This window comes from Streptomyces achromogenes, from assembly GCF_030816715.1.
In the GTDB taxonomy this organism is placed as follows: domain Bacteria; phylum Actinomycetota; class Actinomycetes; order Streptomycetales; family Streptomycetaceae; genus Streptomyces; species Streptomyces achromogenes_A.
In genome coordinates this window covers 6,643,640-6,670,175 of sequence record NZ_JAUSYH010000001.1, presented here as the reverse complement: position 1 = coordinate 6,670,175, position 26,536 = coordinate 6,643,640, and the positions used below count along the sequence as shown (strand labels likewise).

Genomic DNA, 26,536 nt, shown 5'->3' with positions numbered 1-26,536 from the left:
TTTAGGAGTGCGCCATGCTGGAGGCCTCACCACTCGACGACGGATGGCAGTTGCGGCATGAGGGCGGGACACTGCCGGCCGTGGTGCCGGGCTGTGTGCACACCGATCTGCTCGCCGCAGGGGTGATCCCCGACCCGTTCCTGGGGCGGGCCGAGACCGAGGTCGCGTGGGTGGGGCGGCGGGAGTGGACGTACGAGACGCGGTTGCCGGCCGTGCGGTCCGGGCACGAGCAGAGCGACCTGGTCTTCGAGGGGCTCGACACGGTCGCCGAGATCACCCTGAACGGTCAGCTCCTCGGCCGGGTGCGCAACATGCACCGCGCGTACCGCTTCGACGTGACGGGGCTCAGCGGTCCGCTGACCGTCCGTTTCGTCTCCGCCTACGCCGAGGCGGAGGCCGTGCGCGGGAAGCTCGGCGACCGGCCCGGCGCCTATCCGGAGCCGTACCAGTACCTGCGCAAGATGGCCTGCTCGTTCGGCTGGGACTGGGGGCCCACGCTGGTGACGGCCGGGATCTGGCGGCCGGTGCGGATGGAGCGCTGGTCGACGGCGCGGCTCGCCCGGGTGCGCCCGCTGGTGACGGTGGAGGGGGGCGTAGGAGTCGTCGAGTTGCGGGTGGACGTGGAGCGGACCCGGGTGGAGGCGGGGCTCGTGCTGGAGGCCCGGGTGGGGGGACGGCGGGCGCGCGCCGAGGTGACGGGCACGCACGGCGTCGTGCGGGTGGAGGTACCGGACGCCGACCTGTGGTGGCCCCGGGGTTACGGTGAACAGGTCCTGTACGAGGTGGAGTTGACGCTGCATCACGGAAATGCGCCGCTCGACGTATGGCGGCGGCGCGTCGGCTTTCGCAGCGTCGGGCTGGACACCTCCGCCGACGCGCACGGGAGCGGGTTCACCCTCGTGGTCAACGGGGAGCGGCTGTTCGCGCGGGGGGTGAACTGGATCCCGGACGACGTGTTTCCCTCCCGGGTGACCCGGGAGCGTTACCGGAAACGGTTGCGGCAGGCGGCCGACGCGGGGGTCGACCTGGTACGGGTGTGGGGCGGCGGCATCTACGAGAGCGAGGACTTCTACGACGTCTGCGACGAGCTGGGGCTGCTGGTCTGGCAGGACTTCCCGTTCGCGTGTGCGGCCTACCCCGAGGAGCAGCCGTTGCGGGGCGAGGTGGAGGCGGAGGCCCGCGAGAACGTCGTACGGCTGATGCCGCATCCCTCGCTCGTGCTGTGGAACGGCAACAACGAGAATCTGTGGGGTTTCCGGGACTGGGGGTGGGAGGAGCGCCTCGGTGGGGACTCCTGGGGTGAGGGCTACTACCTGGGGATGCTCCCGAGAGTCGTCGGCGAGCTGGATCCGACACGGCCGTACACGGCGGGGAGCCCGTGGTCGGGGTCGTGGGAGCGTCATCCGAACGATCCGGCGCACGGCACGCACCACTCGTGGGAGGTGTGGAACCGGCAGGACTACGCCGAGTACCGCGGTGAAGTGCCGCGGTTCGTGGCCGAGTTCGGCTGGCAGGCGCCGCCGGCCCACGCCACGCTGCGAAGGGCGCTGCCGGGCGAGGAGCTGGCGGCGGACTCCCCCGGCATGCTGCACCACCAGAAGGCGGAGGACGGCAACGGCAAGCTGGAGCGCGGACTCGCCCGCCATTTCCCCTCCCCGCAGGGCGACTTCGACCGCTGGCACTACCTCACGCAGGTCAACCAGGCGCGGGCGGTGGCGACCGGGATCGAGCACTGGCGGTCACACTGGCCGGTGTGCGCGGGCACGATCGTCTGGCAGCTCAACGACTGCTGGCCGGTGACGTCCTGGGCGGCGATCGACGGGGACGGGCGGGAGAAGCCGCTCTATCACGAGCTGCGGCGGCTGTACGCGGACCGGTTGCTCACGTTGCAGGTGCGGGACGGGCGGCTGGTGGCGGCCGCCGTCAACCAGTCGGCCGACCCGTGGACGGGCCCGTTGACGTTGCGGCGGCTGACCGTGGAGGGCGACGTGGTCGGCACGGCGACGCTGGAACTGGCCGTCGGCGCCCGGTCGGTGGGGGTGCTGCCGGTGCCGGCGGAGCTGGAGCCGGCCGGGGCGAAGGAGTTCCTGGTCGCCGACGGGGGTGGACTCCCGGCCCCGGACGCGTCCTGGAGCGATGGCGAGGACGGGGGCGGGGGCGAGGACGGGGGCGGGGGCGGGCTGCGGGCCGTGCACTTCCCGGTCGCCGACCGTGACATCGCCCTTCCGCGGCCCGAGTTCAGGGTGGACGTGACCGCGGGGGCGGTCACCGTCACGGCGCACACCCTCGTGCGGGACCTGCTGCTCCAGGCCGACCGGCTGGACCCGGGAGCGCGGGCCGACCGGGGGCTGGTGACGTTGCTGCCCGGGGAGCAGGTGACGATCGGGGTCACGGGCTGGGAGACTCCGGACGCCGCCGCCGCCCGGGCCGCGCTGTACTGCCAGGAGCCCGCTCGATGACGGCGTCCCCCGTCCCCCGCGTCACCATCAAGGACGTCGCCGCGCGCGCGGGGGTGTCCAAGGGCGCGGTGTCCCTCGCCTTCAACCGCAAGCCGGGGCTGTCGGAGGCGACCCGCGACCGGATCTTCACCGCGGCGCGGGAGCTGGGCTGGGAGCCGAACATGACGGCCCGGTCGCTGTCGAGTTCGCGGGTGGACGTGGTGGGACTCGCGATCTGCCGGCCGGCCCGGATGCTGGGGCTCGAGCCGTTCTACATGGACTTCGTGTCCGGGGTGGAGAGCGTGCTGACGGAGCATTCCTGCTCGCTGCTGCTGCGGCTGGTGCGCAGCGTCGAGGAGGAGGCGGGGCTCCAGGAGTCGTGGTGGCGGGGCCGGCAGATCGGCGGGTCGATCCTGGTGGACTTCCGGGCGGACGATCCCCGGCCGGCGGCGGTCGAGCGGCTCGGGATGCCGGCGGTCGCCGTCGGGCATCCGTCGCTGACCGGGGGCCTGACCTCGGTGTGGACCGACGACGCGACGGCCGTGACGGAGGCGGTGCGCTATCTCGCGGCGCTCGGGCACCGGCGGATCGCGCGGGTGGGGGGCGCGGCCTCGCTCGGGCACACGGTGATGCGGACGGCCGCGTTCGACGCGACGGCGCGCCGTCTCGGGCTGGCCGGCGCCCGGCAGGTCGCCACGGACTACTCCGGGGAGGCGGGGGCGCGGGCCACCCGGTCGATGCTGACCGCCGCCCCGTCGGACCGCCCTACCGCAATCGTTTACGACAACGACATCATGGCGGTGGCCGGGCTGGCGGTGGCGGCCGAGATGGGGCTCGCCGTGCCGGGTGACGTCTCCCTGCTCGCCTGGGACGACTCGCAGCTGTGCCGGCTCACCCATCCGACGCTCTCCGCGATGAGCCATGACGTCCACGGGTTCGGCGCGGAGGCCGCGCGGACGCTGTTCGGGGTGCTCACGGGGTCGGGGCCGGGGTCGCACCCGGTGCCGACGCCGGTGCTGACGCCGAGGGGGTCGACGGCCCCGCCGCGGGCCTGAACCGGGGTGATCGCGCAGACTTGCCGGGTGTGACGTTCGCCGCTCCTCCCGGCAGGGGTGTGCAGCTACGTTACCCACAAGTAGCATGGGCCCTGAGCGCGTGCTCAGCGCGTGCGTGTCGCAGCAGTGCCATCCCGCACCCTGGAGGAGAGCCATCGTGCCTCGTACCGTCAGGGACGTCGTCTTCGTAGACGGCGTCCGTACCCCGTTCGGCAAGGCGGGCCCGAAGGGCATCTACCACGAGACCCGCGCCGACGACCTCGTCGTCAAGGCGATCCGGGAGCTGCTGCGCCGCAACCCCGGCCTGGACCCCGCGAAGATCGACGAGGTCGCCATCGCCGCGACCACGCAGATCGGCGACCAGGGCCTGACCATCGGCCGCACCGCGGGCATCCTGGCGGGTCTGCCTACCTCGGTCCCCGGCTACTCCATCGACCGCATGTGCGCGGGCGCCCTGACGGCCGTCACGTCGGTCGCCGGCTCGGTCGCCTTCGGCGCGTACGACGTCGCCATCGCGGGCGGCGTCGAGCACATGGGCCGCCACCCGATGGGCGAGGGCGTGGACCCGAACCCGCGGTTCGTCAGCGAGAAGCTGGTCGACGAGTCCGCCCTGTTCATGGGCATGACCGCGGAGAACCTGCACGACCGCTACCCGCAGATCACCAAGCAGCGCGCCGACGAGTACGCCGTGCGCTCGCAGGAGAAGGCCGCCAAGGCCTACGCCAACGGCAAGATCCAGGCCGACCTGGTGCCGGTCTCGGTGCGCCGCACCAACCCGGAGGCCGGTGAGACGGGCTGGGGCCTGGTCACCGCCGACGAGCCGATGCGCCCGGGGACGACGCTGGAGAACCTTTCCGGTCTCAAGACCCCGTTCCGTGTGCACGGCCGGGTCACCGCCGGAAACGCGGCCGGTCTCAACGACGGCGCAACCGCTTCCCTGATCGCTTCCGAGGACTTCGCGCGCGAGAACGACCTGCCGGTCAAGATGCGTCTGGTCGCGTACTCCTTCGCGGGCGTCGAGCCGGAGGTCATGGGCTACGGTCCGATCCCGGCCACGGAGAAGGCCCTCGCGCAGGCGGGGCTGTCCATCTCCGACATCGGTCTGTTCGAGATCAACGAGGCCTTCGCCGTCCAGGTGCTGGCCTTCCTCGACCACTACGGCATCGCGGACGACGACGAGCGCGTCAACCAGTACGGCGGCGCGATCGCCTTCGGTCACCCGCTGGCCTCCTCCGGCGTCCGTCTGATGACGCAGCTGGCCCGCCAGTTCGAGGAGCAGCCGGGCGTCCGCTACGGCCTGACCACGATGTGCGTCGGCTTCGGCATGGGCGCGACGGTCATCTGGGAGAACCCGCACTTCGACGGAGGCGACAAGTGAGCACCACCACCGCTGAGCTTCTGAAGGGCGCGGCCGAGCTGTTCCCGGACGAGGTCGTCACCCAGGCGCACGTACGCCACCTCGACCTGCCGTTCGGCGCGGGGCGCTTCGCCCTGATCACGCTCGACAACGGTTTCGACCACACCAAGCCGACCACCTTCGGCCCGCAGTCGCTGGCCAACCTCGACCTGGCGATCGACCAGGTCGAGAAGGAGGCCGCGGCCGGGGAGATCGTCGGCGCCGGCGTCACCGGCAAGCCGTTCATCTTCGCCGTCGGCGCGGACCTCAAGGGCGTCGAGCTCCTGAAGGACCACAAGGACGCGCTCGCCATCGGCAAGGGCCGGCCACGAGGTCTTCAAGCGCCTCGCGGGTCTCGCGGTCCCGACGTTCGCGTACTACAACGGCGCGGCGATGGGCGGCGGCGTCGAGGTCGGCCTGCACTGCCGGTACCGCACGGTGTCCGCGGCGCTGCCGGCCTTCTCGCTGCCCGAGGTCTTCCTCGGTCTGGTCCCCGGCTGGGGCGGTTGCACGCTGCTGCCGAACCTGATCGGCGCGGACAAGGCCGTCTCGGTGATCATCGAGAACTCGCTCAACCAGAACAAGCAGCTCAAGGGCGTGCAGGTCTACGAACTGGGCATCGCCGACGCCCTGTTCGAGGGCGCCGACTTCCTGGAGCAGTCGCTGATCTGGACGGCGTCCGTCCTCAAGGGCGAGATCGTCGTCGACCGCCCGGTGATCGACCGCGGCGAGGCCTGGGACCAGGCCGTCGCACGCGGACGGTTCGTCGCCGACAGCAAGGTGCACGGCGCTGCCCCGGCCGCCTACCGCGCGCTGGACATCATCGCCGCCGCCAAGAACGGCGACCTCCAGCAGGGCTACGACGCCGAGGACGTCGCGCTCGCCGACCTGATCATGGGCGGTGAACTGCGCTCCGGCATCTACGCGTTCAACCTGGTGCAGAAGCGCGGCAAGCGCCCGGCCGGCGCCCCGGACAAGTCCCTGGCCCGTCCGGTCACCAAGGTCGGCGTGGTGGGCGCGGGTCTGATGGCCTCGCAGCTCGCGCTGCTGTTCCTGCGCCGCCTCGAGGTGCCGGTCGTGCTGACCGACATCGACCAGGAACGCGTCGACAAGGGCGTGGGCTACGTGCACGCCGAGATCGACAAGCTGCTCGGCAAGGGCCGCATCAACCAGGACAAGGCCAACCGCCTGAAGGCACTGGTGTCCGGCGTCCTGGACAAGGCCGAGGGCTTCTCCGACGCGGACTTCGTCATCGAGGCCGTGTTCGAGGAGATCGGCGTCAAGCAGCAGGTGTTCGCGGAGGTCGAGGCGGTCGCCCCGGCGCACGCGATCTTCGCCACCAACACCTCCTCGCTGTCGGTCTCCGAGATGGCGTCGAAGCTGAAGCACCCCGAGCGGGTCGTGGGCTTCCACTTCTTCAACCCCGTCGCGATCCTGCCGCTGCTGGAGATCGTGCGCGGCGAACAGACCGACGACGCCTCGCTGGCCACGGCCTTCGCCGTCGCCAAGAAGCTGAAGAAGACGGCGGTTCTGGTGAAGGACGCCCCGGCGTTCGTCGTGAACCGCATTCTGACCCGTTTCATGGGCGAGGTGCAGAACGTCATCGACGAGGGCACCCCCGTCGAGGTCGCGGAGAAGGCGGTGGAACCGCTCGGCCTGCCGATGTCCCCGCTGGTGCTGCTCGAGCTGGTCGGCCCCGCGATCGGTCTGCACGTCTCGGAAACGCTGAACCGTGCGTTCCCGGACCGTTTCACGGTCTCGCCGAACCTCGCGGCCGTCGTCAAGGCGGGCAAGCGCGGCTTCTACGTCTACGACAGCGGCAAGCCGGAGCTGGACCCCGAGGTCTCAGCGCTCCTGCAGCAGGGCGACAGCGTCCTGACCGAGGAGCAGGTGCGGGCGCGCGTCCTGGACGCGGTGGCGCAGGAGATCGGGCTCATGCTCGACGAGGGCGTCGTCGCCGAGGCCCAGGACGTCGACCTGTGCCTCATCACCGGTGCCGGCTGGCCCTTCCACCTGGGCGGCATCACGCCGTACCTGGACCGCGAGGGCGTCTCCGAGCGGGTGAACGGCAAGAAGTTCCTGGCGCCGGGTGTCGCCTCGGTGCCGGCGTAACGGTTGCCGTAAGAGGTGCGGTAAGAGTTGCTACGGCAGCAACAGTCGTAACGGCTTGCCACCCGTCCCCGGTCTCCGGGGGCAGGGCGAAGTGAAGAGGGCCTCCGCTCATGGCGGAGGCCCTCTGTCGTCCGGCTGTATCCCTGGACGGCCGACGGCCGACGGTCTGGCCGCGATCTCTTGCCCGCACCGGCTGGGGCCGAGCGCGAAGCCCGGCTCGGCTCGGCGAGGTGGAAGCGCTCCGGGCCGGTCCGACCGGAGCCGAGGACGGATCCGCCGGTCGAGAGGGGCGCGCGGCCCGTCAGGGAACCTGGTCGCTCTTCGGCCCGATGCCGTTGATCCGGGTCGCCGTTCCGTCCGGGGCGAACGGGTGGGGGTAGGTGAAGGCGTGCGGCACGGAGCCGTGGTCGTGGAGGTGCTCGAGCCGGCGAACCCCGTCCCGCCAGGTGGGTGTCACGCCGTCGGCGACCCACCAGAACACGTAGTTCGGGTGCCCCGTCCTCTCGAACCAGTCGTAACGCCTGTTCAGCGCCTCACGGTGCAGACCGGTGTAGACGGCGTCGAAGGCGGGGCGCAGGGCGGTCCAGAGCGAGAGGGTGGCGGCCAGGGCGGTGGTCTCCCGGGTACGGCCCTTGCTGTACCAGGTCGGTACGGCGAACTCTCCCCACGCACCCCAGTCCGCCTCGAAGAGCGTGCCCCGGTCGGCGTCCGCCGCTTCGGCATGCGCGAGGTATCCGGGGTGCCGGCTGACCGTCCGGTAGACGGCCCCACCGATGTCGTAGAACTCGCGCGTGAGAGAGGCGGGATCGACGAGAGGTGACTTCAGGACGCCGAACGTGTACAGCGCAAGACGGGGCATAGGTCTCTCCCTGGTCGGGGGTGCCTGGTGTGGACGTGGTTCGGTGGCTTACACAGGGGGACGGGGATCCGTGGGCGTGCCGGCTCATCCCGTCCGTCGCGGGTGGCCCAGCCTGAAAGACCCCCTGTGCGACCGCGGGCGACCACCGAAGGCCAGGTGAAGGTAGCGGCCCCGACGAGGCCGTGTCGAAGTTGCGTTTTCCGCGTGCAAGTGGCTTCTTGCCGGCCTGCGTCCGAGCCCGATGCCCGATGTCCGGTGTCCGGTGCTCCAGATCGACGGCCGACCCCGACCTGGCTCGCGGGCGACCTCGCCGCGCCGCCGGGGGCAGAGGGCGTCCGTCGTGCGTCCGCAGGGGAAACGGTGGGCCGGGGGCTCGGCGCGGAGGCGGTCGTCCGCGCCTCAGACCGTCTGCCAGGCCGTGAGGGCCAGGCCCGGCTCGTCCTTGCGGCGGGTGAGCTGCAAAAGGCCTGTCGACGGGGACAGGGCGGCCGCGACCACCCGGTCCTCGTGGTCCTTCGCGAGCGCCACGCCGGCGTCGGCGGGCAGCTGGGGGCCGGACTCGGTCCACCAGGCACCGGCCGACTCGCGTTCGGTCGGATAGGCGGCGAACGCGACACGGCCGCTCGCGGAGCGCTGGGCGAGCAGTGTGCAGTCGTGGCCGTCGAGCCGGGTGCGGATCGCGGCGACCGGGCCCGGTCCGGCGGCGGCGAGCACCGCGACGGGCTCGCCGCCGGGACGCCAGGCGCACAGGTCGCCGGCGTCGTCGGTGTAGAAGAGCGTGACGTGCTCCGCCGAGGTGGCCAGGGCCCGCAGCGTGCCCGGCCGGACGGGCGTCTTGACGGGCTCCTGCAGCACCGGCTGCGCGCCCGGCCCCTCCTGCCGCCAGTGCAGGAGACCGTCGGACCCGACGGCGAACGCCTCGACGCAGCCGGAGGCGCCCGCCGCCGCGACGGGCGGCCCCTCGACGCCCTGCCCCTTCAGGTCGCGCCAGGGATCCCAGCCGCCCTTCTCCTTCTGGGCGACCATGGACAGTCCGGCGCCGGAGTTGCGGACGAAGACGTGCGCGCGTCCCTGGGCGTCCACGGCGACCGCGGGCGTTCCGGTGCGGTCGCCCGTCTTGTCGGGATGGCCGACGGGGGCCCAGTCGAGCGGGGCGAGCAGGGGCCGGAAGTGCGTCGAGTGCACCAGCGCCGCCGCCTCCCGGCTGGTGGGGCGCCAGGAGGCCAGGTGGGCGTACCCGTTCGCGCCCTGACCGACGGCGAGGACCTGGTGGAGTCTCTGGTCGCCCCCGACCCCGCGCGGGGCCTCCCAGGGGCCGCCCGGAACGTGTTCCGCCCGGCACAGGACGGCGTCGTCCGACATCAGATAGACAGCCAGCCGTCCGTCGCGGCCGCGTATGAGCCAGTCGCCGTTCACCCCATCACTTTATGCCGGGGCCCTGACGGCGCCGTCGCGGGTCTCGTCCGGAGAACTCGTCCACGGGTCTCTTCCGCGGGCCTCGTCCGCGGGTCGCTTCTGCCGTCGCGACCACGGGTCTCGTCTTGCTTCTCGTCTGCCGTCGCGACCACGGGTCCCGTCCCCGGGGCCGTCCGTGCGACGCTGGTCCGCATGGACGACAACACCGCGCTGCTCGTGATCGTCGACGCCGCGAACGTCGTCGGGTCGGTCCCCGACGGATGGTGGCGGGACCGGCGGGGCGCGGCGGAGCGGTTGCGCGACCGGCTGGCCGCGGACGGCCTCGCGGGGCACTCCGGGCCCGTGGACATCGTCCTCGTCGTCGAGGGCACGGCCCGCGGGGTGGAGCCGGCGCCCGGCGTGCGGGTGGAGGCGGCCCCCGGCAGCGGTGACGACCGCATCGTCGAACTGGTCGCCGAGGCCGCCGGCCGCCACCGTCTGGTCGTCACCGCCGACCGTGAGCTGCGCCGCCGTGTGACGGACCTCGGCGCGGACGTCACGGGGCCGCGCGCGGTACGCGGCTGAGGCGACGCCGGGCCGCCGCTGACGGCCGACGGCCGACCGGGAGGGCACGGACGTGCGTCCGGCGCCCGCGTGCGACGGACGCCGGCGCGGCGCACTCCCGCCGAACGGCCGGGCATTGCCGCACTCCCCGGACCGACCGGACCCCACGCCTCGCTACGTTCCGAGCGGGGCCGGGCGGGGCGCACGGGGAGGGACGGCACAGCGGAGAGCCCGGCCCCGGCGGTCGCCGTCGGAGCCGGGCTCAGGGGCACGTCACACGGGGCCGGCGCCGCCGGGGCCCGGGGTGGGGGCGGTGGACGCCTCACCTCGTGCGAGGCGGCTGTGGGAGCGGCCGTAGAGGAAGTAGACGACGCATCCGATGACCATCCAGACGCCGAACCGCAGCCAGGTCTCGGCGGGCAGGTTGAGCATCAGCCAGAACGAGGCGAGCACCGACAGGATCGGGACGAACGGCACCCACGGGGTGCGGAAGGCCCGGTGCAGGTCGGGGCGGGACCTGCGCAGGAGGACCACGCCGATCGCGACGACCACGAAGGCGAACAGGGTGCCGATGTTGACCAGCTCGGCGAGTTCGCTCAGCGGGGTGAAGCCGGCGACGATCGCGATGATCACGCCGAGCAGGATGGTCGGCCGGTGTGGGGTCTTGTAGCGCGGGTGGACGTGGGAGAAGAAGCGGGGCAGCAGTCCGTCCCGGCTCATCGCGAAGAAGACGCGGGTCTGGCCCAGCAGCAGGATCATGCAGACGGTGGTGAGGCCGACGGCGGCGCCGAAGCTGATGAAGCCCGCGAACCAGGGGTGCCCGGTGGCCTTGAAGGCGTCGGCGAGCGGCGCGGTGATGGACAGCTTGGTGTAGTGCTCCATGCCGGTGACGACGATCGACACCAGCACGTACAGCGTGGTGCAGATGATGAGGGAGCCGATGATGCCGCGGGGCATGTCCCGCTGCGGGTGCTTGGTCTCCTCCGCGGCCGTGGCGACCACGTCGAAGCCGATGAAGGCGAAGAACACCACCGAGGCGGCGGTGAAGATGCCCATGACGCCGAAGTTGGAGGGGGCCCAGCCGAACATCAGCTGGATGAGCGGGGAGTTCAGCCCTCCACCGGCCTCCACGGCCTGCGCCTTGGGAATGAACGGGTCGTAGTTGTCGCCCTTGATGAAGAAGGCGCCGGCGACGATCACGGTCAGCACGACCGTCACCTTGATGGCGACCACGATCGAAGTCACGCGCGCGGAGAGCTTGGTGCCGAGCACGAGGATGGCGGTGAGCACCAGGACCAGCGCGGCGGCGAGGATGTCGAAGCCGAAGCCGTCGGCCCCGTCGCGGCTGCCGAGCGCCGCCGGCAGGTGCCAGCCGGCGTTGTCCAGCAGTGAGGCGATGTAGCCGGACCAGCCGACGGCGACCACCGCGGTGCCGAGCGCGAACTCCAGGACCAGGTCCCAGCCGATGATCCAGGCGGGCAGTTCGCCGAGGGAGGCGTACGAGAAGGTGTAGGCGGAGCCCGCCACCGGGACGGTGGAGGCGAACTCGGCGTAGCAGAGCGCGGCGAGCGCGCAGACGACCCCGGCCACCACGAAGGCCAGGGCCACGGCCGGGCCGGCGTTGTTCTTGGCGACCGTGCCGGTGAGGACGAAGATGCCGGTGCCGATGATGACGCCGACGCCGAAGACGGTCAGGTCCAGCGCGGACAAGGATTTCTTGAGCGCGTGTTCTGGCTCCTCGGTATCGAGGATGGACTGCTCGACCTTCTTCGTCCGGAAGAGGGTGCTGCTCACGGGGTACCTCCCACGCTGTGTCGTCCTCGACATGATCGAGAGGGGGCGTAGACCGTATGCCCCGGCACGGGTCGGTTAACGCGAATGGACCGCTTCCACCACTCTTCACAGTGGTGGAAGCGGTCCGTCCGGGCGGCTCGGGTCGCCTGCGGCGGCGTCAGTCGCGGGCGGGCTCCACGGACTCGGCCGCCGCGCTGCCGTACCGTCCGTCGAGCTTGGAGACCAGACCGGTGACCTGTCGCGCGATGTCGGGCGCGGTGAGGCCGATCTCGGCCATGACCTCGGCGCGGGAGGCGTGGTCGAGGAAGCGGGGCGGGATGCCGAAGTCACGCAGCGGGACGTCGACGCCCGCGTCGCGCAGGGCCTGGGCGATCGCCGATCCGACGCCGCCGACACGGGAGTTGTCCTCGACGGTGACGACCACGCGGTGCCGCTCGGCGAGCGGGGCCATGGCCTCGTCGACGGGCTTGACCCAGCGCGGGTCGACGACCGTGGTGGTGATGCCCTGCCGGTCGAGGAGGGTCGCGATCTCCAGGCACATCGGGGCGAGCGCGCCCACGGAGACCAGCAGCACGTCGGGGGTGTCGGTGCCGCTCTCGCGCAGCACGTCCATCCCGCCGACGCGGCCCACGGCGGGCACCGCGGGGCCGACGGCGCCCTTGGAGAAGCGGACGACGGTCGGCGCGTCGTCGACGGCGACGGCCTCGCGCAGCTGGGCGCGGACCTGGTCGGCGTCGCGCGGGGCGGCGAGCCGGAGGCCCGGGACGACCTGGAGGATCGACATGTCCCACATGCCGTTGTGGGAGGCGCCGTCGGTGCCGGTGACGCCCGCCCGGTCCAGTACGAAGGTCACACCGCACTTGTGGAGGGCGACGTCCATGAGGACCTGGTCGAAGGCACGATTGAGGAATGTGGCGTACACCGCGAACACCGGATGCACCCCGCCGTGGGCCAGGCCCGCGGCGGACACCGCGCCGTGCTGCTCGGCGATGCCCACGTCGTAGACCCGGTCCGGGAAGGCCTTGGCGAACTTGTCGAGGCCGACCGGCTGGAGCATGGCGGCGGTGATCGCGACGATGTCCGCGCGGTCCTCGCCGAGCCTGACCATCTCGTCGCCGAAGACGGACGTCCAGTCGGCGCCGGAGGTGGCGATCGGCAGGCCGGTGTCGGGGTGGATCTTGCCGACGGCGTGGAAGCGGTCGGCCTCGTCCTGCAGGGCGGGCTGGTAGCCGCGGCCCTTCTCGGTGAGGCAGTGCACGATCACCGGGCCGCCGAAGCGCTTGGCGCGGGCCAGCGCGGACTCCAGCGCCTCGATGTCGTGGCCGTCGATCGGGCCGACGTACTTCAGGCCGAGGTCCTCGAACATGCCCTGCGGGGCGATGAAGTCCTTCAGGCCCTTCTTGGCGCCGTGCAGGGTCTCGTAGAGCGGCTTGCCGACGACGGGCGTGCGCTCGAGGAGGTCCTTCCCGCGGGCCAGGAAACGCTCGTAACCGTCCGTCGTGCGCAGGGTGGCGAGGTGGTTGGCGAGGCCGCCGATGGTCGGCGCGTACGAGCGCTCGTTGTCGTTGACGACGATGACCAGCGGGCGGTCCCCGTCGGCGATGTTGTTCAGGGCCTCCCAGGCCATGCCTCCGGTGAGCGCGCCGTCGCCGATGACCGCCACGACGTGGCTGTCGCGTTCGAGGATCTGGTTGGCCTTGGCGATGCCGTCGGCCCAGCCGAGCACCGTGGAGGCGTGGCTGTTCTCGATGACGTCGTGCTCGGACTCGGCCTGCGAGGGGTAGCCGGACAGGCCGCCCTTCATCTTCAGCCGGGAGAAGTCCTGCCGGCCGGTGAGCAGCTTGTGCACATAGGACTGGTGTCCGGTGTCCCACAGGACCTTGTCCTTGGGCGACTCGAAGACCCTGTGCAGGGCGAGGGTGAGCTCGACCACGCCGAGGTTGGGGCCGAGGTGGCCACCGGTCTTGGAGACGGCGTCCACGAGGAAGGTGCGGATCTCCCCCGCCAGCCGGCCCAGCTCTTCCAGGCTGAGCCGGTCCAGATCGCGCGGTCCCCTGATGCGGGTCAGCAGCGGCACCCGTGCCTCCTTGCAGTAAAAGCTGATCGAGCTGTTGCCGGGCTTGTCGAGTCTAATGTTCCGCCGGGGCGGCCGGAGTCCGGCCCGTGCGTCTTACGTCACCCGAACGGCCGTACCCACGATCCACCGTTCCCATGACACGACTGTGCCCGGCATCTGAACGGATGCCGGGCACAGGGGGTCGTGCGTCGTACGGAAGGACTAGCCTCGGCCGGCCGCCTTCTGGCTCTTGCGGGACACCGAGTCGATGACGACGGCGCCGAGCAGAACACCACCGGTGATCATGTACTGGATCGAGGTGTTCATGTTCAGCAGGTCGAGACCGGTCTGGATGGACTGGATGACCAGCATGCCCAGGAGGGCGGACCAGACGGTGCCGCGGCCGCCGAAGAGGCTGGTGCCGCCGATGACGGCCGCCGCGATGGCGAGCATCAGGGTGTTGCCGCCGCCTGCGTTGAGCGTCGCGGACGCCGTCACGCCGGCGAAGAACATGCCGCCGACCGCCGCGAAGCCGCCGGAGATGGCGAAGACGGTGATCCGCACCATCGGCACGTTGATGCCGGCCCGGCGGGCGGCCTCGATGCCGCCGCCGACCGCGAACACCTTGCGGCCGTACGTGGTGCGACGCAGCACGAAGTCCACGATCACCAGCGTGGCCAGGAAGATCACCAGTGCGTTGGAGACACCCTCGGCGTTGTTCAGCACGGCCGCGGTCACGAAGGACGCGACGGCCAGAGCGCCCACGCGCAGCAGGATCTCGCTGGTGGCCCGGTGCGGGACGCCCGCGGCCCGGCGGCGACGCTGCTCACCGAAATTGCCCACCAGGGACAGCACGACGGCGAGGCCCGCCAGCAGGTAGGCGCCGATGATGGCCTGGTCCATGAAGAAGGAGCTCTTGCCCAGCAGGTGCACCGGACCGCTGTCCGACGGGATGTTGATGGTGCCGCTGGAGCCCAGCAGCCACAGCATCAGGCCGTTCCAGCCGAGGAAACCGGCCAGGGTGACGACGAACGCCGGTACGCCGATCTTCGCGAAGAACCAGCCGTGCAGCGCTCCGATGGCGATGCCGGTCAGGATCGTCAGGACCAGCGAGAGCCACGGGTTCATGCTGTGGTTCACCACGAACACCGCGAACACCGTGGACGCCAGGCCGCTGACGGAGCCGACGGACAGGTCGATCTCGCCGAGCAGCAGCACGAACACCAGGCCGATGGCGAGCATGCCCGTGGCCGACATGAAGTAGCTGATGTCGGAGAGGTTGCCGGCGCTCAGGAAGCGGTCGTTCTCCAGCTGGAAGATCGTCCAGATGACGATCAGGCCGAGGACGACCGGGATCTGGCCGAGCTCGCCGCCCTTGACCTTGCGCTTGAACTCGGTGACGTAGCCCTTGAGGCCCTCCTCGCGGATCAGCAGCCGCGGGTCGACGACGGAGACGGGCGCGGCCGTCGGGTCGTCGGCGGGCGCGACGGTCGTCTGGTCCTCGGCGAAGCCCTGGGTCTTCTCGAGCTTGGTGCCCGTCTCGGCCTTCCCGGGCTCTGTGGAGTCGCTCTTCACGGTCTTCGACGTGTCGCTCACTTGGCCGCCTCCGCGGTGCGACGCCCCGCACGACGGGTCACGGCGTTGTCCGTGGCACCGGTGATCGCGGCGATGATCTCTTCGTGGCTGGTGTCCTTCACGGGGAAGGAGCCGTTGTTCTTGCCCAGACGCAGGACGGCGACGGTGTCCGCGACCGCCTTGACGTCGGCCATGTTGTGGCTGATGAGGATGACGCCGAGGTCGCGCTCGCGCAGCCGCTCGACCAGGTCGAGGACCTGCGCCGTCTGCTCGACGCCGAGCGCCGCGGTGGGCTCGTCGAGGATGACGACCTTCGGGTCGCCGATCAGCGCGCGGGCGATCGCGACGACCTGTCGCTGACCGCCCGAGAGGCTCGCGATCGGGATGCGGACGCTCGGGATGCGGATGGAGAGCGTGGAGAGCAGCTCGCGGGCGTTCTTCTCCATCGACACCTCGTCGATGACGCCGCCGTCGCAGCAGCTCCCGTCCCAGGTACAGATTGCCGACGACGTCGAGGTTGTCGCACAGCGCAAGGTCCTGGTAGACCGTCGCGACGCCGAGTCCCTGGGCGTCGTGCGGCTTGTCGATGCTGACCGGCCGGCCCTCCCACTCGATGACGCCGTCATCGATGGGGTGGACACCCGCGATCGTCTTGACCAGGGTCGACTTCCCTGCGCCGTTGTCGCCCACCAGGGCGACCACTTCTCCGGCGTGGACCTCCAGCTCGACGTCGGTGAGTGCCTGCACCGCACCGAACCGCTTGGAGATTCCGCGCAACGCCAGCACGGGCGTAGCGGACACGTGAACCATCTCCTTCGCCGCCTGACCGGCGGGGATGCCGCGCGCAAAGACAGGCGCGGAGGGATGTGGCCGACGACGCGGGGGCGACGTCGACGCACGAGGTTTACAAGATGAACATGCGTGAATCCGCTGCGCTTGGCAACGGTTCTCTCGCTGGGCAACGGTTCCGTCCGACGCCCGCTCCGGCAGCGGGGTGTGAAGGTGGGGCGGGCGTCGGACAGGCCTCACGGGACCGCGGGGCGGCCGGCGGTCCCGAGGGCCGGTTCCGGGGAGCGGCGCGGTGTGCGGCGCGGCCCGGGCGTGGCCCTCGGGACCGGGAGCCGTTACTGGAGGCCGGCGGCCTTGCAGGCGGCGGCGTACTCGGCGGTGCAGATGTCGGCGACGGTGTAGAGACCGTCCTTGACGACCGTGTCCTTGATGTTGGCCTTGGTGACCGACACCGGGGTCAGCAGCTGCGAGGGAACCTTGTCGCCGGAGCCGCTGGTGAGCGTCTCGGAGGCGGCGCCCTTGATGTCCTTGCCGTTGAGCAGGTCGACCGCGAGCTGGGCGGCGGCCTCGGCCTCCGGCTTGAAGGCCTTGTAGACGGTGGAGGACTGGGTGCCGGCGACGATGCGCTGGATGCCCGCGAGCTCCGCGTCCTGGCCGGTCAGCGGGATGCCGCTGATCTTCGCGCCCTTGAGGGTGTTGGCGATGCCGCCGGCCATGCCGTCGTTGGCGGCGTAGACGCCCGCGATGTTCTTGGCGCCCAGCTGGGTGATGGCCGCGGACATCTTCTGGGCGGCGACGGTGTCCTTCCAGAGGCCGGACTGCTCGTAGGCGATGTCGACCTTGCCGTCGAGGACCTTGTGCGCGCCCTGCTTGAACTGGCCGGCGTTCGGGTCGGCGTCGTCACCGTTGATCATGACGATCTTGGAGGTGGGGGTCGCCTTCGCGCCGAGGGCGTCGAGCAGGGCCTGGCCCTGGAGCTCGCCGACCTTGACGTTGTCGAACGAGACGTACGCGCTGACCGGACCCTGGGCGAGACGGTCGTACGCGACGACCTTGACGCCCTTGTCGACCGCGGACTGGATCGAGGACTTGATCGCGGCGGAGTCCTGGGCGGAGATCACGATGACCTTCACGCCCTTGGTGACCATGCTGCTGACCTGCTGCGCCTGCTTGGCCGGGTCGGCTGCGGCGTTGGCGTACTCGAGCTTGCAGTCGGAGCAGAGCGCCTTGACCTTGGCGTCGAAGTACGGCTTGTCGAACTTCTCGTACCGCGCGGTGACGCTGTCGGGAAGCAGCAGGCCGATGGACTTGTCGCCCGAGCTGCTGCTACCGGAGTCGCTGTCCTTGTCGTCGCCCGCCTTGCCGCACGCGGCAATCGACAGCGCCATGGACACGGCGGTGGCGCCGATCACGACTCTACGCATCGTTGCGTTCATTGGGGTGTGCCTCCCTGACAGGGCCGCAGCGCTGCGGCCGAGGTGGCTCGAAGTCAACTCGGCCGCAAGTTCGGCGTCAAGAAGTAAATACTTAACGAGATGGCAACGGCGTCATTCGTTCTCTAAGTGAAGGCAGGTGTCGCTGCAGTCAGAGTGCCGTCCAAAAGGGTCGAATCGCCCATCTCGCTCAGTGCGAGAGCGAGTGCTCCGAGCACCTCGGCACGACCTCCAAGTGCCCCCGGGAGAACGGAGAGTTGACGCGCCGCACTCGGGATCGCATAGCGGCCGACGGACTCCCTTATCGGACCGAGCACCAGCTCTCCCGCCTCGGCGAGATCACCGCCCAGGACCACCCGGCTCGGGTTCAGCAGATTGCACAGATTGGCCACTCCACTGCCGACGTGTCGGCCGACGTCGGCGATCACCCGACGGCAGCCCGGATCACCGTCCCTGGCCAGCCGCACCACACCTTCCATCGTCAGATCCGTGCCGTGACTGGACTGGAGGAGGGGGAGCACATAGCGCGCGGCCGCGAAGGTCTCCAGGCAGCCCCGGTTTCCGCAGCGGCAGACCGGGCCGGACTCGTCAAGTGTAATATGTCCGATTTCTCCAGCGGTTCCGCCGGGCCCGCGGTAGATCTTCCCCTCGATCACCAGACCGGCTCCGACACCGCTGGCGACCTTGATGTACGCGAGGTCGCGCACGCCCCGGCCGCTGCCCCAGACCATCTCGCCGAGGGCCCCGAGGTTGGCGTCGTTGTCCACGTGCACGGGCACGCCGAGCCGGCCTCGCATCTCCTGTGCGGGCCTGGTGCCGATCCAGCCGGGCAGGATGGCGGACGAACCGAGCGTGCCGGACTCCAGATCGATCGGGCCGGGCACGCCCAGACCGACGCCCGCGATCTTCGCGCGGTCCACCCCGGTGGCCTCTATCAACCGGCTGACCAGCTGTTCCGCCCGGTCGAAGCCCTGCGTCGACGAGGCGTCCACGTCCAGCGGCTCGGACTCCTCCGCGAGGACCTGATGGGCCAGGTTGCCCACGGCCACCCGGAGGTGCGTGTGCCCGAAATCGACCCCTATGACGATGCCGGCGTCGCCGCTCAGACTGACGCTGCGGGCCCTTCGTCCACCGGCCGAGGTGGGCGTCACCTCCACGGTGCCGCCGTCCTTCAACTCCCGCACGATGTTGGAGACGGTCGCGGCGGACAGACCGGTCGCCCGGGCGATCTCCGCCTGTGTGAGGGACCCGGCCAGACGCACGGCGCGTACGACCCGCTCCAGGTTGGCTCGGTGCAGCGACGACTGCGACCCCGGAGTCTCCACGACGACCTCCTGCGCGCGGGGCCGCATCGATGAGACCCCGTCTATGTCCAACTAGTGAACTCTAAGCTGAGCCGTTCGCGTTGCCTCCCGTCAAGAGGTTGAACAGTATCCGCCCGGTTGCGGAGAGACACGGAGTGTGGCGAAACGATCGGTAACGGACGGTACGGAGGCGGGCGCGAGGGGTTGCGCACGGGGGTTGCTCGGGGGGCGCGCGGACGTCCGGGATGCGAGCCGGGACGGCCGGCTCACGGCGAGCGCCGGTGACATCCCGTGCGCGCGCGGCCACCGCACTGTTGAGGCGGCTGCGGGCGGAGGGCGCAGGGAGCGGGGCGAACCCCGGGGGAAGAAGCGGCCCAGTGAGTCAAGTGCGCCTTGCCGAGGCGGAGTTGCTGTCATGATGTGGTGACCGACAGCGATCTCCCACCGTGCCGGGCGTCACCCGTGTTCCACGGTGGACTGGCCGGCCGCGCGCGGCGGGCGGTCCTTCATGGAGGGGCAGGCGACGATGGACTTCATCAAGCGGTGCACGGGACTGCTGGCGGGAGCGACGCTGGCGGCGGCGGCCCTGTTCGCGACGGCGGCTCCGGCGCAGGCGTACAGCCCGAACCCCACGTTCCGCGCGTACTACTACGACACGGACGTCTGCCCCTGCAGCGGCGGCAACCTCACGGACCCGTTCGACAACACGTACTTCGCGAACGACGCGGGCGGCTACGCGGTGAAGATGGAGCTCACCGCCTCCGGGTCGTTCGTCGGCAAGGTGGAGTTCCACCCGAACGACGAGAAGCTGTGGGTGTACGACACCGCCAACGACGGGGACACGTACTACGTCCGCGTCAGCTACACCTTCGGCGGCACGACGCACACCCTGGGGACGTTCAGCCCGCCCGGGACCTCCGCGGTGCTCGACTACGAGGTGGAGGACTTCGACCTGCCCGAAGGCGCTTACGTCGACATTTCGGTGTACGACGACGCCGGGCTCACCGACCTCATCGGAGCCGCCCGCGGCGCCGGAGCAGCCATCGCATAGAGCTTGTCCGGGGCCCTGAAAGCGCGTCCGGAACAGTTCCAGGGCAGTTCCGGGAGAGAGCCCGGGCATACCTGCGCAGGACGGAGGAACCATGCCGATCACCGTGCCCGTTCTGCCGGCGGGAGTCGACCCCGCCTGGCTGCCGCGGGAGGTGTGGCGCCCGCTGGGAAGCCGTCGAACGCTGGTGGACGGCTCGGGGCCGCTGGTGGAGACGGTCCACGGTGAGGTGGCCGCGGGATGCGCCCGCTACGGCGGGGCGGTCGTCCGCGGCACGCGGGGCGCGCGGGGTGCTCCGGGCGTCCCGGACGGCTCGTACGATCTCGTGCTGCGTCTGGTCCACCACGGGGGCGCCGGCCGGCACACGGACCCCGCTCTCCTCGCGAGCCCGGGCGAGGAGGGGTTCGTCCACGAGCGGTCCGGCGGTACGACCACGGTCACGGCGTCCGGTCAACGCGGCCTGCTGTACGGGCTGTTCCATGTCGTGCGGCTCGGCGAGGACGCCTTCCGGGGTGACCGCGCACCCGAGGCTCATCGCCCCGCGACGGAACTGCGGATGCTGGACCACTGGGACAACGTGGCCGTGCACCCGGTCATGGGCCAGGTGGAGCGCGGGTACGCGGGCGGCTCGCTGTTCTGGCGGGACGGGTCGGCCGTCGCGGATCTGGAGAGGGTCCGGGGGTACGGCAGGCTGCTCGCCGCCTGTGGGATCAACGCCGTCTCGGTCAACAACGTCAACGTGCACGAGGCCGAGGCGCACCTGCTCACCGACCGCGTCGGCGACGTCGCGCGCATCGCCGACGCGTTGCGCCCCTACGGCGTCCGGACCCATCTGTCGGTGAACTTCGCCTCGCCGGTCCTGCTCGGGGGGCCGGCCTGCGCCGATCCGCTGGACGCGGCCGTGCGCGAGTGGTGGGCGGAGGCGGTGCGCGGGGTGTACGCGGCGGTCCCGGACTTCGGCGGGTTCGTGGTCAAGGCCGACTCCGAGGGGCAGCCGGGCCCGTTCACCTACGGCCGCTCCCACGCGGACGGGGCGAACATGCTGGCCGCGGCGCTCGCGCCGCACGGGGGCACCGTCCACTGGCGGGCGTTCGTGTACGACCACCGGCAGGACTGGCGGGACCGCTCCTCGGACCGGGCGCGTGCCGCGTACGACCACTTCGCGACGCTGGACGGCGAGTTCGCGGACAACGCCGTGCTCCAGGTGAAGCACGGGCCGATGGACTTCCAGGTGCGCGAGCCGGTCTCGCCGGTGCTCGGCGCGCTGCCCCGCACCCGGGTCGCCGTCGAGGTGCAGGCCACCCAGGAGTACACCGGACAGCAGCGGCACGTGTGCTGGCTCGGGCCGATGTGGAGCGAGGTGCTGCGGTTTCGGCCCGGGGGCGAACACGGGTCGGCGGTCGGCGCGTTGGCGCGGGGCGGCATGGTGGCCGTGTCCAACGTGGGGGACGATCCGTTCTGGACCGGGCACCCGCTGGCGCAGGCGAACCTCTACACCTTCGGCCGGCTGTCCTGGCAGCCGGACGCCGAGCCCCGCCGGATCCTGGACGAGTGGATCGCGCTGACCTTCCCGTCCGCCGCCGACCGCCTGGTGGACGGGCTCCGCACGGTGCTGCACGGCTCGTGGCGGACGTACGAGAAGTACACCGCGCCGCTGGGCGTGGGCTTCATGGTGCAGCCGGGGCACCATTACGGACCCGGCGTCGACGGCTACGAGTACAGCCCCTGGGGGACGTACCACTTCGCGGACCGGGACGGGATCGGCGTCGACCGGAGCGCCGCCACCGGCACCGGGTACGCGGCGCAGTACTCCGGGCCGTGGGCCGAGCTGTACGAGTCGCCCGGCTCCTGCCCGGACGAACTGCTGCTGTTCTTCCACCACGTGCCGTACGGGCATGTGCTGAGCAGCGGGAAGACGGTTGTGCAACACATCTACGACACGCACTTCGAGGGTGTGGCGGAGGTCGAGGAGGCCCGCCGGGTGTGGGCGGGCCTCGCGGACCTGGTCGAACCGGCGCGCCATGCGCGGGTGGCGGAGCGGTACGAGGAGCAGGTGCGCTGCGCACGGGAGTGGCGCGACCAGGTGAACAGTTACTTCCTGCGGAAGTCCGGGGTCGCCGACGAGCGGGGCCGCACGATCTACTGAAGTCGCAGGACGGCCGCCCTCCGCGGGTCCAGCCACAGCCAGTCACGGAACGCCTGCGCGCAGAGCTCGCAGTAACAAGCGCCTCCGTACTCGTTGTTGATGTGCCAGGCGAAATAAGGCCGGGTGTGAGGCGTACCGTTCGGCGAGGCGTCCGGCCAGCGCCGTGGACAGCCTTCGGCACACGGTCGAGCTGGGGCAGAAGTCGTGCCGCTGCCCGTAGCGGTGCCGGCGGCCTTCGAAGTCGGTGCGGTTGGCCTCGGGATACCTCTTCGCCAGCCAGGGCGGGAGAGCGGCCGTCCCGGTGCCAGGCAGACCTGGCGGTCCTCGGCGGCGGCGCGGTCGAGGACCCGGTCCGAGATCGTGAAGTCGTAGTCGTTCTCGGCGGTCTGGGTCAGCGCCCAGCCGAACACCCCGACGGTGAGGGTGTCGATGCCGGCCGGCGTGAACAGGCGGTGGTCCTCGTCCTGGATCTCTTGCGGCCACTGCTCGGGTTGCAGTCCCGGCCGTACGGGATTCCGGCGGTGTGCGGGAGCCGGCCGTCGTCTCCGGTGCGGGGCGCGGTCATGCGGTGAAGTCCTCCTGGGTCTCGACGATCACCGGGCGGCTGGACCGCAGCAGGGAGAGCAGCAGCGGGGCGGCCAGCAGGGCGGGCAGGGCCTCCGTGAACAGCGCGGTCAGGCCGCCCGTCAGGACGAGCAGAGAGGCCGCGGCCGCGGTGACGCTCCCCCGCCGCAGCAGGAAGTACGCGGCGAGGCGGGCCGTGTCGCGGGCGCGGAACGTGAACAACGAGGTGAGGACGAGCGCGTGGGCCCCCCAGAGGAGCGAGGTCACGCCGACGGCCCCGAGCAGGACCGCCCACCAGCCGGGCAGTCCGGTGGCGGTGAAATGCGTGAGCGTGAAGACGATCACCGTCAGCCAGGCCAGCAGGGGCGCCTCGAGCCGCAGCGCGGGCAGCGCGTTGAGACGCCACCCCCGCAGACAGGCGCGGGCCGGGTGGAGGTCGGCGAGGTCGCCGCTGCGGTGGTGCAGGGCGTAGAGCGCCGCCGAGGCTGCCGGGCCGAGGGGCAGCAGGCAGACGGCGGCGAGAGGCAGGTTGGCCGGGTCGGGTCCCAGGAGCAGCAGACCGACGAACCCGGGGGCGGCTGCCGCGAGGAACAGGGCCTCGACGACGAGGAGGGTGTGCAGCAGGGCGGCGGCGCGGGAGAGGGGGCCGGCGCCGAAGCCGGCGGTGGCCGCCGTGCTCGCGGGGCTCACCGTGTCGGTGGGGCTCACCGTGCTCACCGTGCTGACCGTGTCGGTGGCGCTCGTGGAGCTTGTGGGGCTCATGGGGCCGCCCGGCCGAGCAGGCGGTGTTCGTCCCACCAGGGCGGCGTCTCGTCGACGACGGGCACGAGTTCGACGAGGGTGATCTCGTGGCGGGCCAGGACGAGGTCCAGCTCGGCCCGGCCCTGGCGCACGGGAAGCCTGCGGTGGCTGCGGGCGGGCTCCGCCGCCTCGTGCAGGACGTCCAGTTGTGCGGGCTTCGGTGAGCGCGGGCTGCCCATGTGCCGCCAGGTTGTGTAAGCGTTTCCGCGTTCCTCGTCGACGCGGGAACGGCGGACGAAGACCTCCCGCACCTGTCCGGCCTCGTTGCCCTCGTCTGCGTCGTCGGCCCTGAGGATCCCTCGCGCCCCGGAGGTCTCCCGGGTCCTGATGGGGAGGGACAGACGCAGCTCGTGACCGTCGGGGCCCGCGGTCTCGCCGGTCGGGTCGACGGGCGCCCAGGCCAGGAGCGTGACCCGACCGTCGGGGTGCCGGGTGACGAGGTGGTCGTCGCCGCGGGTGAGCAGGTCGGAACCGGTCCGGGCCATGAAGGCGTACAGGTGGTACGTGGGCTTCCTGACCTGCCGGTGGGTGAGCAGCCCGAAGCCGCCGTGGAACAGGCCCGTGGGGACGCCGGCCTCCTCGAACATGTCGCTGAACGTCCAGTACGAGAAGGAGTCCGTCAGGTCACCGCCGTGCGCGAGGACCGGGGCCAGGTAGGCGGCGTGGAACGCGGTGTCGTGGATCAGGTTGTCCGGGCGGTAGGAGGAGTTGAACTCGGTGATGTGCACCGGCAGGCCGGCCAGCCGGGTGCCCTTGAGGCGTCGGCGCGGCGTGGCGAACTGATCGAGCAGGTCGGACGCCGGAGCCAGCGTCTGGTGGACGCCGAACGGGACGTGCTGCGCGGGCCCGGAGCTGTAGGCGTGCTTCGACACGAAGTCGACGGGGGCCTCGCGGTGTTCCACGAACTCCGCAAACCGTTCCAGCCAGTCGTCGGCCCCCGGGGAGATCGCCGGACCACCGACCTGGAGACCGGCGTCCACCTCCTTCACGGTGTGCGCGGTCACCTCATAGAGGCGGTGGTAGGCCTTCTCGTCCGCGCCCTGCCAGAAGTCGGTCAGATTGGGCTCGTTCCACACCTCGATCGGCCAGGTGCGGATCTCGTCGATGCCGTAGCGGTCCACGAGGTGGACGACGACCGCACGCACCAGGTCCGCCCACTCACGGTACGAGCGGGGCGGGGTGACGTTGGCGCGCCACCAGAAGACCGACTGCGGCCCGGAGGCCAGGTCCTGCGGCATGAAACCGAGTTCGACGAAAGGACGCAGACCGGCCTCGAGATAGGCGTCGACGACCTGATCGACGTAGGTGAACACGTGCTGGACGCGGCGCGCGCCCTCGTGCTCGTACGGCCGGTACACGCCCATCCCGTCACTGAGCAGGCCGTGGCCGCGGATGTACCGGAAACCGATCTCGCGCTGTATCAGGGCGAGGGAGTCCTGGTAGTCGCGGCGCAGGGCGAGCTCGACGCGGCCGGTGCCGACGCAGTGACGCCAGGCATCGGTGTGCCGGCCCACGGGCTCCTCGGGCACCCGGATCACGCCTTCTCCTTCGCGAACCGCTCGCGCGCCTTGTTGTGCAGCCCGACGAGCCGGTCCATGTTCTTGCCTTTGAGCTCGCTCACGTAGTTCTCCCATTCGGACAGCGGGCGTTTGCCGAGGGCGAACTTGAGCGTGTTCTGGGTGACGTGGTCCCTCAGTGGCGTGTCCCAGAGGGAGGCCTGCTCCTGCTCCACGGACTGCAGCGGGTGGGCCGGCCCGACGGGCAGTTGCTCGCGTTGTGACATCGCGTCCTGGAACTTCTTCTCGTCCGGGCTGAAGGAGGACGAGACGAGCGCCCAGCTGCCGCCGTAGGTGAACACGCCGTTGAAGAAGCCGTAGTCCTTCTGCAGGTCCTTCGGGGCGTTCGGGTCCGAGCCCATGAGACTGATCCCGGGCCCGGGCCGGTACTGTCCGCCGGCGGAGGTGTACGTGGTGCCCTGCACACCCCACTTGGCGAACCGCTGCCCCTCGTCCGAGTACCACAGCCAGTCGACGAACTGCATCATCGCGACGAAGGAGTCGCTCTTGAGAGCCTTGGTGGAGATCATCAGCCCGTTCTCCAGCCGGGCCCCGCCCAGCACCACCGGTCCGGCCGGACCGAGCGGAACCGGGATCATCTCGATCTTCGCTCCCCTGACCTGTTTCTCCAGGTTGTAGCGGTAGCTCTGGACCAGCTCCTGCGGGTTGGCGCTGATCGCGAAGGACTTCTGGCCCAGCAGTTTCTGCAACGCGTCGTCGTCGGTCTGGGTGAAGCTCTCCGGGTCCATCAGTTTCTCGGCGACCAGTTTCCTCAGGTACTCGACCATCTGGCGGTAGCCGTCCGTCGCACCGGTGAAGACGAAGGCGTCCTTCTCGGCGTCGAAGCTGATGTTGTCGTAGGTCCAGCCCGCCCGCACGCCGAAGGACTGGCCGAGGTAGCTGCACAGCGCGGCTGCGGGAAACGGGGTGTTGGTGCTCCACCGGTCGGAGAAGGGGTACCGGTCCGGGTACTCGGACCTGATCGCCTTGAAGACGTCGTACACCTCGTCCCAGGTGGTGGGCAGGCTCAGTCCGAGCTTGCCCAGGACGTCGGTGCGCAGCGACAGCGAGTATCCTGACTTGACCTTTTCGTGCAGGCCGGGCAGCAGGTAGTACTTGCCGTCGGACTGCCGGATGGAGTCGAGTTCCGGCTCCAGCTTCCATTTTCTGACCTTGTCGCGGAAGTTGGGCATGAGATGCGTGTACTCGCTGACCGGGAGAATCGCGCCCGACGAGACGAAGGCGACCTCCGAGGGGTGGTACGTCTTGGGGATGAGGAACGGTGCGTCGCCCGCGCCGATGAGGACGCTGCGTTTCTTCTCGTAGTCGCTCAGCGGGACGGCGATCGGCTTCAGGGTGACACCGGTGCGGCGGGTCAGTTCGGTCCAGAACAGCCAGCCGTCCTTCATCGGGTAGACCGGGTTGTTGTTGTGCAGAAGAGAGAACGACAGCGGTTTCGACGCTTTGAACTGCTCGCCGGCGCGGTACTCCTTCATCGCTCCGTTCTGCTTCTTGGAGAGGTCCTTTCCGTCCTCGCCCTCGTCGCCGCTCCCGCAGCCGGTGAGGGAAGCGAGGCCGACGAGGCCCGCGGCCGCGAGGACTTGACGTCGAGACAACTGACCGGCGTTCTTCACGGGTGCTCCTTTGTTCC

At 70.7% G+C, this 26,536-nt stretch carries 16 protein-coding genes and 3 pseudogenes; 7 read left to right on the top strand and 12 right to left on the bottom strand.

Annotation, left to right across the window (positions count from 1 at the left end):
* Positions 1-14: 14 nt before the first annotated feature.
* From QF032_RS29790 to QF032_RS29775, 4 genes and pseudogenes are all read left to right on the top strand, one after another.
* Positions 15-2,459 carry a glycoside hydrolase family 2 protein gene (locus QF032_RS29790; protein WP_307058167.1) on the top strand — a complete coding sequence of 815 codons (2,445 nt, stop codon included), beginning with the start codon at positions 15-17 and terminating at the stop codon, positions 2,457-2,459.
* The gene (locus QF032_RS29785) at positions 2,456-3,493 is read left to right on the top strand and encodes a LacI family DNA-binding transcriptional regulator (protein WP_307046718.1); all 1,038 of its coding nucleotides are present in this window, start codon (positions 2,456-2,458) and stop codon (positions 3,491-3,493) included. The genes QF032_RS29790 and QF032_RS29785 overlap by 4 nt, the downstream gene beginning before the upstream one ends.
* A 157-nt stretch (positions 3,494-3,650) precedes the next feature.
* On the top strand, positions 3,651-4,871 hold the full coding sequence (locus QF032_RS29780; RefSeq protein ID WP_306948643.1) for a thiolase family protein: 1,221 nt from the start codon (positions 3,651-3,653) through the stop codon (positions 4,869-4,871).
* A pseudogene (locus QF032_RS29775) lies at positions 4,868-7,001 on the top strand (3-hydroxyacyl-CoA dehydrogenase NAD-binding domain-containing protein). The gene QF032_RS29780 and the pseudogene QF032_RS29775 overlap by 4 nt, the downstream one beginning before the upstream one ends.
* A gap of 301 nt (positions 7,002-7,302) precedes the next feature.
* Here QF032_RS29775 and QF032_RS29770 read toward each other — a convergent pair.
* Positions 7,303-7,860: a DUF3291 domain-containing protein gene (locus tag QF032_RS29770; protein ID WP_307046714.1), complete on the bottom strand. Its 558-nt coding sequence runs from the start codon at positions 7,858-7,860 to the stop codon at positions 7,303-7,305.
* 399 nt (positions 7,861-8,259) lie between these two features.
* Complete coding sequence (locus tag QF032_RS29765; protein ID WP_307046712.1) at positions 8,260-9,276, bottom strand: hypothetical protein; 1,017 nt, start codon at positions 9,274-9,276, stop codon at positions 8,260-8,262.
* 192 nt (positions 9,277-9,468) lie between these two features.
* On the opposite strand from QF032_RS29765, the gene QF032_RS29760 reads away from it, so the two are divergent.
* Positions 9,469-9,840, top strand: a complete 372-nt coding sequence (locus tag QF032_RS29760; protein ID WP_307046710.1) for an NTP pyrophosphohydrolase — start codon at positions 9,469-9,471, stop codon at positions 9,838-9,840.
* Between the two features lie 252 nt (positions 9,841-10,092).
* On the opposite strand, the gene QF032_RS29755 is transcribed toward QF032_RS29760, so the two are convergent.
* From QF032_RS29755 to QF032_RS29730, 6 genes and pseudogenes are all read right to left on the bottom strand, one after another.
* A complete protein-coding gene (locus QF032_RS29755) occupies positions 10,093-11,613 on the bottom strand; it encodes an amino acid permease (RefSeq protein ID WP_306948652.1) in 1,521 nt (506 codons plus the stop codon).
* A gap of 157 nt (positions 11,614-11,770) precedes the next feature.
* On the bottom strand, positions 11,771-13,690 hold the full coding sequence (dxs, locus tag QF032_RS29750; protein WP_307046708.1) for a 1-deoxy-D-xylulose-5-phosphate synthase: 1,920 nt from the start codon (positions 13,688-13,690) through the stop codon (positions 11,771-11,773).
* A gap of 201 nt (positions 13,691-13,891) precedes the next feature.
* Entirely contained in the window at positions 13,892-15,265 is a 1,374-nt protein-coding gene (locus QF032_RS29745; protein ID WP_307058165.1) for a sugar ABC transporter permease, read from the bottom strand.
* A pseudogene (locus QF032_RS29740) lies at positions 15,262-16,054 on the bottom strand (ATP-binding cassette domain-containing protein). The gene QF032_RS29745 and the pseudogene QF032_RS29740 overlap by 4 nt, the downstream one beginning before the upstream one ends.
* A gap of 314 nt (positions 16,055-16,368) precedes the next feature.
* Entirely contained in the window at positions 16,369-17,469 is a 1,101-nt protein-coding gene (locus tag QF032_RS29735; RefSeq protein WP_373430394.1) for a sugar ABC transporter substrate-binding protein, read from the bottom strand.
* A gap of 122 nt (positions 17,470-17,591) precedes the next feature.
* The gene (locus QF032_RS29730; RefSeq protein WP_307046704.1) at positions 17,592-18,791 is read right to left on the bottom strand and encodes an ROK family transcriptional regulator; all 1,200 of its coding nucleotides are present in this window, start codon (positions 18,789-18,791) and stop codon (positions 17,592-17,594) included.
* Positions 18,792-19,296: 505 nt separating this feature from the next.
* Between QF032_RS29730 and QF032_RS29725 the strand changes: the two genes are divergently transcribed.
* Positions 19,297-19,821, top strand: a complete 525-nt coding sequence (locus QF032_RS29725; protein ID WP_307046703.1) for a hypothetical protein — start codon at positions 19,297-19,299, stop codon at positions 19,819-19,821.
* A gap of 91 nt (positions 19,822-19,912) precedes the next feature.
* Positions 19,913-21,964, top strand: coding sequence for an alpha-glucuronidase (locus QF032_RS29720; RefSeq protein ID WP_307058163.1), 2,052 nt, complete (start codon positions 19,913-19,915; stop codon positions 21,962-21,964).
* Positions 21,965-21,999: 35 nt separating this feature from the next.
* Here QF032_RS29720 and QF032_RS29715 read toward each other — a convergent pair.
* From QF032_RS29715 to QF032_RS29700, 4 genes and pseudogenes are all read right to left on the bottom strand, one after another.
* A pseudogene (locus tag QF032_RS29715) lies at positions 22,000-22,529 on the bottom strand (beta-galactosidase); the annotation flags it as partial.
* Positions 22,526-23,290: a hypothetical protein gene (locus QF032_RS29710; RefSeq protein WP_307058159.1), complete on the bottom strand. Its 765-nt coding sequence runs from the start codon at positions 23,288-23,290 to the stop codon at positions 22,526-22,528. The pseudogene QF032_RS29715 and the gene QF032_RS29710, both read right to left, overlap by 4 nt.
* Positions 23,287-24,867: a GH39 family glycosyl hydrolase gene (locus tag QF032_RS29705; RefSeq protein WP_307058157.1), complete on the bottom strand. Its 1,581-nt coding sequence runs from the start codon at positions 24,865-24,867 to the stop codon at positions 23,287-23,289. Before QF032_RS29705 ends, QF032_RS29710 begins: the two co-directional genes overlap by 4 nt.
* Complete coding sequence (locus QF032_RS29700; protein ID WP_307058155.1) at positions 24,864-26,519, bottom strand: ABC transporter substrate-binding protein; 1,656 nt, start codon at positions 26,517-26,519, stop codon at positions 24,864-24,866. Before QF032_RS29700 ends, QF032_RS29705 begins: the two co-directional genes overlap by 4 nt.
* Positions 26,520-26,536: the final 17 nt, after the last annotated feature.

Coding starts and splice junctions, on each gene's coding strand:
- QF032_RS29785 (WP_307046718.1), top strand. CDS start 2,456: ATGACGGCGTCCCCCGTCCCCCGCGTCACCATCAAGGACGTCGCCGCG.
- QF032_RS29760 (WP_307046710.1), top strand. CDS start 9,469: ATGGACGACAACACCGCGCTGCTCGTGATCGTCGACGCCGCGAACGTC.
- QF032_RS29735 (WP_373430394.1), bottom strand. CDS start 17,469: ATGAACGCAACGATGCGTAGAGTCGTGATCGGCGCCACCGCCGTGTCC.
- QF032_RS29770 (WP_307046714.1), bottom strand. CDS start 7,860: ATGCCCCGTCTTGCGCTGTACACGTTCGGCGTCCTGAAGTCACCTCTC.
- QF032_RS29710 (WP_307058159.1), bottom strand. CDS start 23,290: ATGAGCCCCACAAGCTCCACGAGCGCCACCGACACGGTCAGCACGGTG.
- QF032_RS29725 (WP_307046703.1), top strand. CDS start 19,297: ATGGACTTCATCAAGCGGTGCACGGGACTGCTGGCGGGAGCGACGCTG.
- QF032_RS29720 (WP_307058163.1), top strand. CDS start 19,913: ATGCCGATCACCGTGCCCGTTCTGCCGGCGGGAGTCGACCCCGCCTGG.
- QF032_RS29790 (WP_307058167.1), top strand. CDS start 15: ATGCTGGAGGCCTCACCACTCGACGACGGATGGCAGTTGCGGCATGAG.